Source organism: Deltaproteobacteria bacterium, from assembly GCA_016208165.1.
Lineage (GTDB): Bacteria > Desulfobacterota > Desulfarculia > JACQYL01 > JACQYL01 > JACQYL01.
Genome location: JACQYL010000075.1, coordinates 1 through 14,739, shown reverse-complemented (window position 1 = coordinate 14,739; position 14,739 = coordinate 1). Strand labels below are relative to the sequence as shown.

10 protein-coding genes and 1 pseudogene are annotated in these 14,739 nt (G+C 56.7%); 6 read left to right on the top strand and 5 right to left on the bottom strand.

The features are described from left to right. Window positions 1-179: 179 nt before the first annotated feature. The 5 genes from HY788_15555 to HY788_15535 all read right to left on the bottom strand — a co-directional run bounded on the left by HY788_15555 (window position 180) and on the right by HY788_15535 (window position 8,450). Window positions 180-1,367, bottom strand: a complete 1,188-nt coding sequence (locus tag HY788_15555; GenBank protein ID MBI4775558.1) for a thiolase family protein — start codon at window positions 1,365-1,367, stop codon at window positions 180-182. A 330-nt stretch (window positions 1,368-1,697) separates the two neighbouring features. Beyond that, window positions 1,698-3,278, bottom strand: a complete 1,581-nt coding sequence (locus HY788_15550; GenBank protein MBI4775557.1) for an AMP-binding protein — start codon at window positions 3,276-3,278, stop codon at window positions 1,698-1,700. 333 nt (window positions 3,279-3,611) lie between these two features. After that, the gene (locus tag HY788_15545; protein MBI4775556.1) at window positions 3,612-4,391 is read right to left on the bottom strand and encodes an ATPase; all 780 of its coding nucleotides are present in this window, start codon (window positions 4,389-4,391) and stop codon (window positions 3,612-3,614) included. 161 nt (window positions 4,392-4,552) lie between these two features. After that, window positions 4,553-5,779, bottom strand: coding sequence for a 2-hydroxyacyl-CoA dehydratase (locus HY788_15540; protein MBI4775555.1), 1,227 nt, complete (start codon window positions 5,777-5,779; stop codon window positions 4,553-4,555). Window positions 5,780-5,852: 73 nt separating this feature from the next. After that, window positions 5,853-8,450, bottom strand: coding sequence for an FAD-binding protein (locus tag HY788_15535; protein ID MBI4775554.1), 2,598 nt, complete (start codon window positions 8,448-8,450; stop codon window positions 5,853-5,855). 406 nt (window positions 8,451-8,856) lie between these two features. On the opposite strand from HY788_15535, the gene HY788_15530 reads away from it, so the two are divergent. The 6 genes and pseudogenes from HY788_15530 to HY788_15505 all read left to right on the top strand — a co-directional run bounded on the left by HY788_15530 (window position 8,857) and on the right by HY788_15505 (window position 14,707). Then, complete coding sequence (locus HY788_15530) at window positions 8,857-9,795, top strand: ATP-binding cassette domain-containing protein (protein MBI4775553.1); 939 nt, start codon at window positions 8,857-8,859, stop codon at window positions 9,793-9,795. Then, the gene (locus HY788_15525; GenBank protein ID MBI4775552.1) at window positions 9,792-10,562 is read left to right on the top strand and encodes an ABC transporter permease subunit; all 771 of its coding nucleotides are present in this window, start codon (window positions 9,792-9,794) and stop codon (window positions 10,560-10,562) included. The genes HY788_15530 and HY788_15525 overlap by 4 nt, the downstream gene beginning before the upstream one ends. A 1-nt stretch (window position 10,563) precedes the next feature. Further along, on the top strand, window positions 10,564-12,126 hold the full coding sequence (locus tag HY788_15520; protein ID MBI4775551.1) for a GldG family protein: 1,563 nt from the start codon (window positions 10,564-10,566) through the stop codon (window positions 12,124-12,126). Continuing rightward, window positions 12,123-13,496: a DUF4340 domain-containing protein gene (locus tag HY788_15515; GenBank protein ID MBI4775550.1), complete on the top strand. Its 1,374-nt coding sequence runs from the start codon at window positions 12,123-12,125 to the stop codon at window positions 13,494-13,496. Before HY788_15520 ends, HY788_15515 begins: the two co-directional genes overlap by 4 nt. Continuing rightward, on the top strand, window positions 13,493-13,690 hold the full coding sequence (locus HY788_15510; protein MBI4775549.1) for a cytoplasmic protein: 198 nt from the start codon (window positions 13,493-13,495) through the stop codon (window positions 13,688-13,690). The genes HY788_15515 and HY788_15510 overlap by 4 nt, the downstream gene beginning before the upstream one ends. Window positions 13,691-13,707: 17 nt before the next feature. Further along, a pseudogene (locus tag HY788_15505) lies at window positions 13,708-14,707 on the top strand (radical SAM protein). Window positions 14,708-14,739: the final 32 nt, after the last annotated feature.

Sequence of the window (14,739 nt, the reverse complement as noted above, 5' to 3'; positions counted from 1 at the left end):
TAGTGCAACACATTAGGTCGGGAAAAAAGAAAACGATCGCCTGCTGAAATATTGAATGAAGCCGGTTGCGGCGCGTTGCGCCGCAACCCACTCAAGAGGTTTGGGAAGGAGTCTGAGGAAACCTTTTTCAAAAGGTTTCCTCAGACTATTTTTCAATCATCTATCAATGCCACAAGAGATCACCCGACTTTGACCGTAAGCGCCGCGGCCGTGTCGCCGGCGGCGCACCCGGCGAACAGACCATATCCTCCGCCGAGTAGAATCAGTTCCTCGATCAGTTCGATGACGCACCTTGCGCCCGTGGGTCCCTGGGGATGGCCGAAAATCAGGGACGAACCGTAGTTGTTCACGATTTCAGGATCCAGTCCCATCTCTTGTATCATGTTCAGGTCGTTTACCGCGAACGGATTGTGGGTTTTCACGGCCTTGAGGTCCGAAACCTTGATGCCTGCCTTATCCAACGCCATCCGGGCGGAAGGCGCCACGGCGGCGGCCATGTATCCCTTTTTGGCTCGGGCGTACCCGTAGGACAGGAGCTGAATCACCACGCTTTTGTCCTGGCTCAGGGCCTTAGCCTGGTCTTTCGTAGCCACGATGACGGCGGCGTTGCCGTCGGCCGGGTGGGTTTGAGATCCGAAGGTGTGAATGCCGCCGGGAATAACGGGTTTGAGGCGCCCAAGGCCCTCCGCCGTGGTTTCCATAACGCCTTCGTCCGCGTCCACCACCACCATCTTCTTGCCCATCCTAATTTCGGCGGCAACCATGTATTGCTTCTGAAACGCCCGGTCGTTCTCGAGGGCGGCTATGTACTGCCGATACCGCTTCAGGGTCAGCTCGTCGCAATCTTCACGGGTGAAGGTCGTGTCTTTGGCCACGTTTTCGGCTGTCTGGATCATGGCGTTCTTTGCCCATGGATCATTGCCGAAATTATCCATCACCCAGTCTTCTTTTATGGGCATGCCGCCCGGTCCGTTTGGATTGGGGTACACCAGGTGGGGTCCGTTCGAACACCGGTCCGCCGTCACCGCGATAATATTCGAGTTTGCGCCCGTGTCCACGGCCATGGCCGCGTGAGCCAATTCCGTGGCGCCGGTGGCGCAGGCCTGGCTGAAGATGGGACCGCTGACTCCTTCCGCTCCGATCATGCCGGCCAGCCAAGGCGCGCCGTAAAAACAGCTCACCTGCGGGATGGTGTATCCCAGGAACAGCCCGTCGAAGGACTTGGGATCGATGTTCCGGTCCGCCAGTCCCTTGCGGACCACCGTAGCGGCGAGTTCGATGGCGTTTTCATTCTGAAAGCTCCCCTGCCATCGTACAAACGGGGAACAAAAATAACCTCTGTGCGGAATATACGCTTTACTGAACATACAACCTCCTGAGGGATAAAATTCTAAGGACCCCGGAGGAACTCTTTTTTGAAAAAAAGGCTTCCTCCGAACCTCCTCCCAAAAAACGTTACGCGGGTTGCGCCGCTTCGCGCCGCAACCGATGATTTGACGCCTGCAAAAAGACGCAGCGGGCGGGTTTGTCGCAGATCCTGAGCCTGCCCGCTGTGAGCTGGTCGAACCGGTCGAAGGAACCCGCCCTGCGTGTCATCCTGCGTCGCGATGGGATCGTATCCCGCCGCCGGCGGGATACGATCCCATCGCCGCAACAGGGGGTCCGGGGGGCCTGTGGTCCCCCGGCTCTTCCCCCTTCTACTGATTATCGCTCCATTTGCCGTATCGTTCTCGAAGCACCCGGTGCAGGATCTTTCCGGTGCCGGTTCTCGGCATATCGCCCTCGCTGATAAAGTCCATGCTTTTGGGGCACTTAAATCCGGCAATGCGTTTTCTGGTGTGGGTCATGATGGCTTTGGCCAGCTCGTCGCTCGGCTCGACGCCTTTGTGCAAAATCACAATGGCTTTGATCGCTTCCCCCCATTTGGGATCCGGAATGCCGATGACGGCCACGTCCTTCACTTCAGGGAAGGATCCCACCGCGTCTTCGACTTCCGAAGGATACACGTTTTCACCGCCCGTGATGATCATGTTCTTTTTGCGATCCACCAGGGTATAGTAGCCGTCCTCGTCCATTCGAGCCATGTCGCCGGCGCTGAACCATTCCCCGTGAAACGCCGCTTTGGTGGCTTCGGGCATTTTCCAGTATTCGTCGAAAATCATGGGAGTTCTGGAATACAGTTCCCCCACTTGGCCCACGGGCGCCTCGTTGCCGTCCGGATCCAACAACTTGATCCGGTCCGTGGCGATCAGCTCGCGACCGATGGAGCCCAATTTACGCATCTGGTCCTCGGGCCGGAGCAGCGTCACCAGTCCGGCCTCGGTGGAACCATACGCCTCGTACAGCTCCGAGTTTTTGAAATAGTTCATAATGTCGATCTTGGTGTCTCGCCGGGCGGGAGCGCTCGAGCACATGAGTTTGCGCACACGGCTCACGTCAAAGCTGCGTTTCACTTCCTCGGGCAGCGCGAGCATCATGATGTAATGGGTGGGCACCAGCGAGGTGAACGTAATCCCCTCTTCAGCCAGGGTTTTCAAAAGATGTTGCGGGTCGAAGCTGACCACATTGTACACGCACACGCCCCCATACGTGTACGTAAACACAAAGGAATAAAAGATCGAGTTGATATGGCACATGGGCATGACCATGAGGCCGATGTCGTCCCGGTTGAAGCCCAGTTCGATGATGTTCGTCAGATACTGGGCCATGAAGCTCTCGTGGGACCGGACCACGCCCTTGGGTTTGCCCGTGGTGCCGGACGTGTACATGATGACCCAGGCGTCCCTGTGATCCACCTTCACGCCGGGTTCTTCCGCGGGCGCTCCGGCAATCAGATCCTCGTAGTGCGTGTACCCTTCCGGGGCCGGACCGTCGCCAAAGAAAATGTAGTTCGAGGCAGGGATATTGGTCAGTCCGGAACGGATCGAATCCACGCCTTCAGTAAACGCACCGGCCACAATGAAGGCCTTGGCTTCACTGTTGTCCAGAATATACCTGTACTCGACCGGCGTCAGGCGGAACATGATGGGAACCGCCACCAGGCCGGCCTTAGCCACCGCGCCATAGATTTCCATCCACTCGAGGCAGTTGTACGCGATGATGGCGACCTTATCGTTCTTTTCGAGTCCCAGCCCCAGCAATCCGTTGGCCAGACGACAGCACCGCTCGTTCCATTCCCTGAACGTCAGGGACCGGTACAAGTCCTTGGCCCCCATCTTGTCCGGATAAAAGTAGGCCCCCATTCGAATGATATCACCGGCATGCATCCAGCGGCTCATGCTCTCCCTCCTTAAGTGTCGTTTAAAGAAAGCCTCCGGCGGCCGGGGGACCACCGGTCCCCCGGACCCCCTCCCAGACTTTTTATGCACGCGGTCTCGCTTCGCGAAACCGCGATCCGGTCCGGAGGGCGTATTGCAATACGCCCCTACGCGTTTGTTCCTCCGTTCGCAATGTGACGGCAAGCGCCGCTGCGCGCCGCAACCGGTGGATCGATGGCGCCCTATTTTGTATACTTAAAGGATTTGCGGCCCATGAGCGGCTCCCCGCTTTGCGGGGCGCCGCCCGCCTAGGGGGTCCGGGGGAACTTCGTTCCCCCGGCTCTCTTACAGAAACTACTCCTCCGAATCGCGGGCGAACAGTGCGGCGCCCAGGGCCCCGGTGCATTGGGGATGTGGCGGAACGAGAACCGGCCGGCCGATCTCTTCCTCGAGAATCGCGACCATGCCGGGATTGTGCGCCACCACTCCGCCAGTGGCCACAACCGTCCCGGTGAGGGGTTCCATTTCCATGACCCGCTTTACCACTGAACGAAAAATGCCTTTGACCAGGTCCGCCAGAGGTGTTCCTGCCCGGATTTTCTCGAGTACTTCGGTAGCGGAAAACACGGTGCAGTAGCTGCCGAGTGTAGCCTCTCCGCCGGCGCTTCGAGCCAGACTGTCCAAACCGTCCAAAGGCACGGACAGGCGATTGGCCATTTCCTCCAGGAAAGCGCCCGTTCCGGCCGCGCACTTGCGGTTCATTTTGAAGTTGATCCGCCTGCCCCGGTCGTCGAGTTTGATTACCTTGTTGTCCTGGCCCCCGATATCCACCACCGTGATGGCTCGGGGAAAATAGTGAAAGCACCCCCTGGCGTGGCACCCGATTTCCGTCCGGGTGTAATCCGAAAAAAGCGTGTTCCTGCGCCCGTAACCGGTGGATACGATGCGGACAATGTCCCCCGAGTCCAGATTCGCCGCAGCCAAGGCCGCATCAAAAGACGCCTTCGCCGAGGCTTCGAAATCGTGCCCGGATCGGCGTACGTTCAGTCCTAAAATGTCTCCGGAATCGTCGATGACCACCACTTTGACGGCGGAAGCTCCCACGTCGATCCCGGAAAAGCAGGGTTGAGGCATAGTTATGATATCGTATGTTTGAGTAGGGGCGTATTGCCATACGCCCTATACGCCCCATACGCCCCTACTGGCAACACACCCTCGCTTCCTTCCCGCCGAAGGCGGGATGGAACCCGCAAAGGGGGCGCGGGGGAACAGTGTTCCCCCGCATACCATAGCCTTCATCCCTCCACAATCTGCTCGATGAAGGCCTCGATGTTGGTGGTGGCCTGTTCCTCGGAATAGCAGCGCAGGTCGTTGAGGTCGCCGTTGAGGATCAGAGCCGGGATGCCCAGTTCCCTAGACAGGCGGTCGGGCATACCGTATCGGCTGTTCGAGTTGTTCGGGCATGTTTTGGCGTCATGATACACGATGCCGTCCAGGTGGAACTGCTCACAGCGGTCTTTGATATATTCCTCTTTGTACGCTTCGTCCCGCGCAATGAACAGCTCAAGGTATGCCCGGGCCATGCTCTCAAAGGGCTCCTCCGGATCCATGGCCTCGAAGATCCAACTGTTGCAATAGGTGGACGCCGCCACGCACGTTTTCAATCCGGCAAACAGTTCGCTCAGGTTTCTGAGTTTGCCCCAAATCGGCATGCCTTCCCAATAGAGGCGCACATGCTCGCCTTGGACCGCCGCCACACCGAACGAAACCCGTTCATCGAGTTCTTCCAGGAGTTCTTCATAGTAATCCACGGCAACCTGAGTGCCCCTGGCCACCACGGCGGGCCCCATGTGTATGGTGGCGTCGAAAAACGTGAGCGGTGACGGGACGTTGGCTGCCGTGTCGAGAACGGATTTCCACAGGTCCGTGCACTTTTTGGACAGTTTCACCGCTTCCTTGAGGCGATCCATGTCCAATTTACGGCCGGAAACCTCTTCGAGGACGGGCACCAGGTCTCGAATCTGCCGGGCTATGGACCCGATGTGATGCTCCTCAACCCGGCCCACCTCCCGGTGGGTCACCACTCCGATACAAGGAACGTCGAATTCCCTGCCATACCAGGTGAACCAGTCTTTCACGTCACGGCACTGGTTCGTATTATATACGAGCACGTCAGGCTTCGGCACGGATTCGATGCCATAGGCCCGAGTCAACGGTGTAACCTTCTTGAGGTAGGAACCGATATCGGAGGTGAGGTAGGAACAGATGTCCGGGGAATAGCCCATGGCATTGGCCGTGGGAATCAGGTCCGTGGCCAGGCGCGAGGCCCCGAGCAAGGCTCCGTGGTTTTCCGGGAAATAGACCAGATAGCCCATACCCCTCAGCAGTTCCGCCGGACCCACGCTGGTGCACCAGGCCACTTTGGGAGAACCTTGTTTCGCGGCCCGGTCCAGCTCGAGAAAATGATCGGCCATAATCTGTTTCAGACGACTCGAGCTCTGAAAATCCTTACGCGCAGGCATGAGTTCTTTCTGTTTAATCTATCTTGAGCGTGTCCGGGGAGCCCTTTTCCAAAGGGTTCTCCTCGACGTATTCCTACTTGCCTAAAGCTTTGGCGACGATTTCATTGATGTCCATGATTTTGAGGCGTTTGCGGTCCTCTTTCGGGTATTCGTTGAGCCCCTTTCTCAGATTGTCCTTGCACGACGCGCATGCGGACACCAGTATGGCGGCGCCCACATTCAAGGCGTCCTTGACCCGCTCTTTGGCCATGGCCAGGCTCATCTCCGGATCCACGGCAGAGACACCGCCCCCGGCGCCGCAGCATCTCGATTTGAGCCGGTTGCGTTCCATTTCCACAAATTCCAGTTCAGGTATCTTTTTCAGGATGTTCCGCGGAGCCTCGAAGATGCCCAAACGCCGCCCCAGGTCGCAAGGATCGTGATAGGTCACGCGTTGGGGCACGGAAGTGCTGAATTGGAGACGACCCGAGTCGAGCAGTTGTTCGAGATATTGCACGGCATGGATCAAGGCGGGCTCGAGGCCGCCAACCTTGGCGTACAGGTCCTTAAAACTATGGTAGCATCCGGCGCACGGGGTCACCATGGTTCCAGCACCCACGGCGTTGATCTTTTCGATCTGTCGCCGGGCGAACCCTTCGAACTCGCCGGACCCTGAGAGGTAGAGCGGCAGGCCGCAGCAGTTTTCGTTCGTGGCAAAAGAGGTGAAATCGATGCCCGCTCGCTCGATGTTCTGGATGAAGCTGGGCACAATTTTCATGTCCACATAGCTGGGCACGCACCCCATGAACAGGAGGGTGTCGGCCTTTTCGGGAAACCGATTCTCCTGGATGGCTTTTCTCACAGCCGAGGGATACACGGAGATCCGTTCTTCGCGGCTGCTTCCAAACGGATTGCCGGTACGTTCGATGCTGTCCAGGACGGCCCTATAGGAAGAAGGCAGAAAGCCGCTTTCCGCCAGCCGGTCCCGGCATTTCTTCACGATTTCAGGAACCTTGATCTGAGCGGGGCAGTAGTAGGTGCACGTGCCGCAGGTGGTGCAACGGAAAAACGTATCCGCCAGCTCTTGCGAGGGTTCCAGCCGGCCGGTCATCATGTGGTAGGCGAGGATATTCCGGCCCCGCGCATTTCGGGATTCCCGCTTGCTCACACTGAACGTCGGACAACCGTTTCTGCAGAATCCGCACTGTACGCACGCCAGAATCTCGTCATCCTCGAACGTGCCGAACGATTGGAACCCTTGCCTCCCCTTCATGAGGGAACCGAAAGCGAAGTGGTTGTACACGTCGTCCACGCCCCGGTCGAATCCCATTTTTCCGGGATTCAGGATGTTCTTGGGATCCATGGCCTGCTTGAGGGTCTCCATGACGTGAAAGCTTTCCCCCATCTCCCGGGCGATAAAAGGAGCCCGCGTCAGTCCGGTTCCGTGTTCCGCGCTGATGGTGCCGTTCATCTGAAAGGAAAGCTCGACCAGTTCGAGGGCCGCGGGTTTCAGGCGTTCCCAGTGCTTCGGATCCGTCAGATCGATGACAAAGGTGGTGTGTATGTTTCCGTCTCCCACGTGGCCGAAGGTGGCGATCATGACGTCGTACTTTTTCGCTACTTCCTGGGCGCCCCGAATCATTTCCGGGATCCGGTCGATGGGCACTCCGAAATCCTCGCTGATGGGCACGAGCCGATATCCGGGCTTGATGCGGGATAGCGCGGGCACCAGCCCTGCCCTGCCCCGCCACATCATTCCCCGTTCCTGGGGATCGTCCGACCACCGCACCTGTAATCCGTGGTGTTCGCCGCAGATCCGCTTGATCGCATCCATCTGCTCCTTGACCGCTTCCTTGTGGCCGTCCACTTCCATGATGAGCATGGCCTCTATGTCCGGAATGTCCATCTTCATGGCGTTCCTGACAACCCTAATGCTCTCCCGGTCCATGATCTCGCCCGCGCACAACGGGATCCCGGAGGTGAGGATGTGCTTCACAGCCATGCCCGCGTCGTCCAGATTCTCGAACAGGGCCATGGCGAAGGCCACGTATTCGGGAAGCGGTTCGATTTTCACCATGATTTCGGTGACAATGCCGAGGGTTCCTTCGGAATTGACAAACAGATGCGTCAGATCGTATCCGGTGGCGGACTTGGGCGCCCTGGTGCCCGTGTGAATCACCGTGCCGTCCGCCAGAACCACCTCGAGACCCTTGATGTATTCTTTGGTGGTTCCGTACTTGACGGCTCTCAATCCGCTGGCGTTGGTGGATACCATCCCGCCCAGAGTAGCGATGGCCGAGCTGCCCGGATCCGGAGGAAAGAACATCCTGTACTTGGCCAGTTCTTCGTTGAGCTTCCCGCAGATCACGCCCGGCTCCAACCGTACATAGAAATTCTCCGGAGAAATCTCGAGGATCCGATTCATGCTGCTGAGATCTAGAAGTATGCCGCCCTGCGTGGGCAACACGGCCCCGGTCACGCTTGTTCCCGATCCCCGGGCCGTAACCGGAATGGACCGCTCGTTGGCCGCTTTCATGATTCGAGAGACCTGATCGGTGTTCTCAGCGTATACGATAAGATCGGGAACTCCCTCGTGCACGGACATGTCCCTGGAATAGCAAAGGCGTTCGGCGCGTTCTTCGATGACGTTCGGGATTCCTACGATGCCTCGGATGGTCTCCGCCAATTCCATAACGGCTCCTTCGGGAAAGGAATATATTCCATTGTGATTACATTTTAGCTATAAAATGACTGTAAGGGACCTTCCAAACATTGTCAAGCGATTTAGGGAAAAGCCGGTAGCCTTCCTCCCTTGACACCAAGGGAATTGACACCAAGGGAATAAATCTTTATCAAATCCGATTGGTGTGGCTTTAAATCGGACGGGGCGGTTTTCGCGTTTTGGTTTTTAAACCTAACTGAATCTCGTGTATCAACTGTATACGAACCCATTGGAACAACGCGCACGAAACGAACCTGATTCGTCCGGAAGGGGAATTCCCCTTCATCACCCCGATCGTTGATGCATACGCAGCGAGGTTTGACGCCGGGGTCGATTCTATCCTATTTCGAACAACAACGGCAGTGGAGGGAATCTTGTGATACGCGTGGAGAACTTGAGTAAGAGTTATGGCGCAATCAACGCCATTCACGACGTCAGTTTCGAGGTGGCTAGAGGTGAGATCGTGGGGTTTCTGGGTCCCAACGGGGCCGGAAAAACCACGACCATGAAGATACTGACCGGTTACATGCCCCCGAGCGCAGGCAAAGCTGAAATCGACGGTTTCGAAGTACTGGAACATCCCATCGAGGTGAAACGCCGGATCGGATATCTTCCCGAGTCCGTACCGTTGTATCAATCCATGACCGTGGAACGATTCCTCGGGTTTGTGGCTGAAGCCAAGCAAGTTGCCGGCCGGGAGCGGTCCAAAGAGGTCGATCGCGTAGCGGAAACCTGCGGTTTGAGAAACGTACGAAAGCGCATCATCTCTCACCTTTCCAAAGGATACCGTCAGCGTGTCGGACTGGCCCAGGCGCTGATCAACAATCCACCCCTCCTCATCCTGGACGAGCCCACCATCGGTCTCGATCCGGCTCAGATCGTCGAAATCCGTAACCTGATCCTGGGACTGCGCGAAAGTCACACCGTGTTGCTGTCTTCCCACATCCTGCCCGAAGTCAGCCAGATGTGCGAGCGGGTGGTCATCATCAACAAAGGCCGCATCGTCGCCACGGACACGCCAAGTAACCTCATGGCGGACACTCAACAGGGAGGCCGATTACGCGTGGAGGTCAAAGGCCCCCAGGATGAAGTGGCCCCCGCCCTCGAATGCATTTCCGGAGTGGCGGGAGTATCTAAAAACCGTGAGACGGACGCTTACGAAGTCCGGCTTCAGCCCGGAAACGATCCTCGTGCGGCCATTGCCAGAGACATGGTGAACCGGGGGTGGGACCTTATGGGGCTCGAACGGGTGGCCGTGAGCCTCGAAGACGTATTCATGCAACTGGTCACTGAAGAGAATGGAGAAGCAGCATGAAAGGGTTTTCAGCCGTTTACAAGAAAGAACTATACGTGTTCATGGCCTCGCCTATTTTTTTCGTCATGGCGTTCATCTTTCTCGGGCTCATGGGATATTTCTTCTACACTTCCGTGGCTTTCTATAACCTGATGAGCTACCAGGCCGCGCAGAATCCCTATATGGCTCCGGAAATGAATATGACGAGCATGGTCGTGCGGCCGTTTTTCGGCGATATGGCCATTGTGATGCTCTTCATTTTTCCACTTCTCACCATGCGGTTGTTTTCCGAAGAAAAGAAATCCGGCACCATCGAATTGCTGTTTACGCTACCCATCAAGGAGCAGGCATTGGCCCTGGCCAAATATGTCGCGTCGCTCACGGTGTTCGGGATCATGCTGCTGGGCACCATTCCTTTCCTTCTGCTGATGAATGTTTTCGGAACTCCGGATTGGGGCGTCATAATGAGCGGATATCTCGGCGTCTTCCTGCTCGGCTCCGCGTTCATCGCCCTCGGCATGTTCGTTTCCTCCCTCACCGAAAATCAGATCGTGGCCGCCTGTGTCGCATTTGGAGCGCTTCTGATGTTTTGGCTCATCGGCTGGGTGAAATCCTACATCGGCGGAGCCGGAGGCGAAGTTATGGAGTACCTGGGGATTCTGGGGCACCTCGACAATCTGCTCAAGGGGCTCATCGATTCCCGGGACGTGCTCTATTACGTCTTGTTCACTCTGTTCTTCGTTTTCTGCACCCTACGAACCCTCGATTCAAAGAAGTGGAGGTCATGAGATGGGAGGATTTTCGCTAAAACTGAAATTTGGCGCCAACGTAGGCCTGGCGGTCCTCCTGTTCCTGGCAATTCTGGTGGTGGCCGGCCTAATAGCTGAAAAACACCCGTATCGTATAGACTTGACGAAAAAGGGAACGCACACCCTATCCCCGCAAACCTTGAAGATTCTCGCCGGCCTCAGTGAAGATGTCAGTCTGAAAGCCTTCTACTTCGAAGCGGATCAGGAGAAAAGCGAAACAAAAGATCTTTTTGAAGCCTACCAATACGCATCGCCCAAAGTAAAATTCGAGTTTGTCGATCCGGAACTCAGACCGGCCGTGGTTCGTAAGTACGATGTTAAATCCGCCGGAACGGTGGTCCTCGAAGGATATGGAAAAACGCAGACCGTCACCCTGCCCACGGAAGAATCACTCACCAACGCCCTCCTCAAGCTGACTTCGTCGCAGGAAAAGAAGCTGTATTTCCTCACCGGACATGGAGAACACGACATCGACGATATCGAGCGAACCGGTTACACGCAACTGAAAGACGCGTTGGAAAAAGAAAACTACAAAGTCGAAAAACTGGATCTCATGCGCATGGAGGCCGTTCCCGAGGACGCCAAAGTAGTGGTCATCGCGGCGCCGGAAAAACCGTTGCTGGAACCGGAAATCCAAAGCCTCGACGCCTATCTCGGGAAAGGAGGACGGATCCTTGTCATGCTTATGCCTTTTCTGGACGGCGGCCTCACCGACATGTTGGCCTCTCACGGCATCGCTCTCCGTAAGGACATCGTGGTGGACACGTTAAGCCGGGCCATGGGCGGAGATTACCTTGTGCCCATCATCTCGGCCACCGGCGACAGCAAGATTGCCGAGAACACGCGGGTCAGCATGCTGTTTCCGCAGACGCGTTCCGTGCTCGAAGCGGAAGCGCCTCCCAAAGATACCACTATTCAAGAACTCCTGGTGACGTCGCCGGGTAGCTGGGCGGAAACGGATGAAGCGGGACTCGAAAAGGGCGAAGTGGGTTATGACGAGGGTAAGGATGTGCCCGGTCCTTTCAGCGTAGGCCTTCTGGGTACGGTTAAAGCCCCGGAAAAGACAGACGCATCGAACCCCGTGGTGGAAGAGGACCTGAAAGAACCGGCGCAGGAAACAGGGCAAGAAACTGCCCAAGAAGAAGAGGAAATAACCGAGAAGGAAATAGAAAAAGAAACGGCGAAAGACCAGCCGGCGCCGGGAGCATCGGATCAGCCCAAAAGCAGCGATGCCGCCTCCGATGATATCCAAACCGCCGAAACTCCGCCGGAAGGCAAACTGATTGTTTACGGCAACGCCGATTTTGCCAATAACGCCATGTTGGCCATGCTGGGAAACCGTGACTTGATCCTGAACACCATCGGTTTCCTCTCCGAGGACCAAAACCTTGTTTCCATCCGAACGAAAAAGGAAGAAATGCAGACCCTGACGTTAAACAGGAATCAGAGCCGCTTGCTGTTCTGGGTATCCCTGATACTGGTTCCAGGACTGGTTCTTCTGGCAGGCGTGGCTACCTATCGGGTACGGAGACGAAGCAAATGAGATTAGGCAAACACATCGTTCTCGCCCTCGTTCTGGTCGCCCTGGCGGGATATTATCTTTATTTCGACGTGGTGAAGAAAGAGCAACAGCAGCAGGCGGAGGAAGAGGCCAAGAAGGTCTTTTCCTTGGATGCTGAGGCTGTGGACGAGTTAGCCCTGGTCCGACCCCAAGAGGCCGAGATCCTGTTGGTCAAGAAAGAGGATAAAACCTGGTCCGTTAAGGCTCCTGTTCAAGGCCAAGCCGACTCGATGGAAGCCGAGGAACTGATCGGCCGGCTCAGGGAACTCTCCCGAGTCAAAACCATTACGGAAGAGGCGGAAGACCTGACGCCCTTCGAGCTGGATCATCCGGATCTCGAGGTGCGCTTCCACACGTCCGCCGGATGGAAAAGCCTGCTCGTGGGATCCAAGAGCCCCGTGGGCTCCGAATTCTACGCAAAGGTATCCGACCAACATTTGGTGTTTCTGATTACCGGGGCCGATCGGTCGGTTTTAGACAAGAAGCTGTTCGACGTTCGAGACAAGCAGCTCTTCCGATGTGAAACCGATCAGGTGGACGGGATCGATTTCGAGAAGGGGGATTTCCGAGCGGACGTCGCCCGGAACGAAAGCGGGCTCTGGACCGTTGCAGGCCATGAAGGGGTCCGGATCAGCAAAAACAAGCTCGACGACGTCATTCGAGACTTCTGCTGGAGCCGGGTCCGGGAGTTCGTTCAGGAAGACGACAAAGGGCTGGATCAGTATGCCCTCGATTCGCCCACCACATGGGTCAAACTGAGCAGAACGAGCGGACAGCAAACCCTCTTTCTCGGTAAAACGAAATCCGATGACAGCGTGTATGCAAGGCTGGACGGGCACCCTGGGGTAGTGGCCTTGGAGGCGCGACTCCTCGATATAATCCCTGCTTCGCTGTCCGCCATCGAAGACAGGACGTTGGTTTCTTTCGACAAGGAATCGGTGGCCGAGGTTTCCTGGACTCAGGCCGAAGAGTCGTTTGTGTTGGCCAAACGGCCCGGTGATGATAAGAACAAAGACTACGCTTGGGAATTCCAGGCTCCGGAATCCCTGAAGGGCCGGACCTTGGACGCCTGGAAGCTGGATTCGCAGTTTTACCGGATAGAAGGGCTGGAGTATGTTCGCAAGCTCGACGTGACTTCCAGCGCCTTGCCGAAGGCGACAATGGATCTTATATTGAAGGGCGAAGGCAAAACCATTCTGGTTTCCATGCACTTGGGACCGCCCGTCGAAAAACAGGAAGAGCGCATGGTGTGGACGGATAGGGACGGGGGGGTTCAGGTGTACGCAGTGCCGCAAGACAAGGTGGATGAGATCGCCTCCAGGATGGAAGAGATGGAGAGCAAGACGCCATGAGACAGAAGCAATTCGAGGATTTGGAGGCAACCGAGCTGTACTGTCCTATTTGCAGAGCAGCGATGCCCGTGCGCAAACGTCTCCTGCTTGTTCTGCCCGAGGGCGACAGATACGACTATTTTTGCGTCCGGTGTGGAACTTCGGTGGGAGACAAGACCGTCACCAATCCCGACGGATTCCGGATTTTGACCTGACAGTCGGATGAGGAGCCATGAACTCCAAGAATTTGAGTTTTGAAGTGGGTCCCATCAGACCCCCCAGCGAGGCCCGAAGTCTGCTCCTGCGGCTGACGAGGAACTGCCCCTGGAATCAGTGTCGATTCTGTCCCGTATACAAAGGCAGGAAGTTTTCTCTGCGGACGATAGAGGAGATCAAGCAGGACATACAGACGGCCAAAGACATCGCCGACGACATCACCGCTTTATCCTGGCAACTGGACCAGAGCGGGGCGGCCAACGACGCCGTTATCAGCCACATCATGACGAGCGGCAAGTTCAGTCCCAGCTATCGACAGGTGGCTGTTTGGCTCTACTACGGTACACGCGCCGTCTTTCTCCAGGACGCGGACAATCTGATTATGAAGACCGACGACCTACGACCCGCTGTTGAAGCTGATGAAGAAGGGCGTCACTCAGGCCCAGCAGATCGACGCCGGCCGTAGAGTGGTGGACGCGGGTATGGAGCTCAGCGAATACGTCATGCCCGGACTGGGCGGAAGAGCCCTGTGGCGCGAGCACGCCGTCGAGACCGCTCGGGCGTTGAACGCCATCAATCCCCACTTCATCCGACTGCGCAGTTTGCGAGTTCCCAAGCGCGTTCCGCTGCACGATCTCGTCGAAAAAGGCGAGTTCGAACTGCCTTCGGATGACGAAACGGCCCGCGAGATCAAGCTGTTTCTCGAGCAGTTGGACGGCATTACGAGCACCGTGGCGAGCGATCACATCATGAACCTGCTCGAGGAGGTCGAGGGCAAGCTTCCGGAAGACAAGGAGCGCATGATCGCCGTTGTGGACCGTTACCTGGGACTGAGCGAAAAGGACCGCCTCATTTATCGGGTGGGACGAAGAGGCGGCGCGTTTCGCTCCGTGGACGACCTGGACCGACACCCGGAGACGTACCGCAAGATCGAAAGCATGATTCTCAACCTCCAGGGGAAAGACCAGAGCGAACTGGAAGCCTATATCAAAGGAATGGTGGATCAGTATATCTGAACGGTTCTTCGTTCATGATTCAGGGGGAAGGC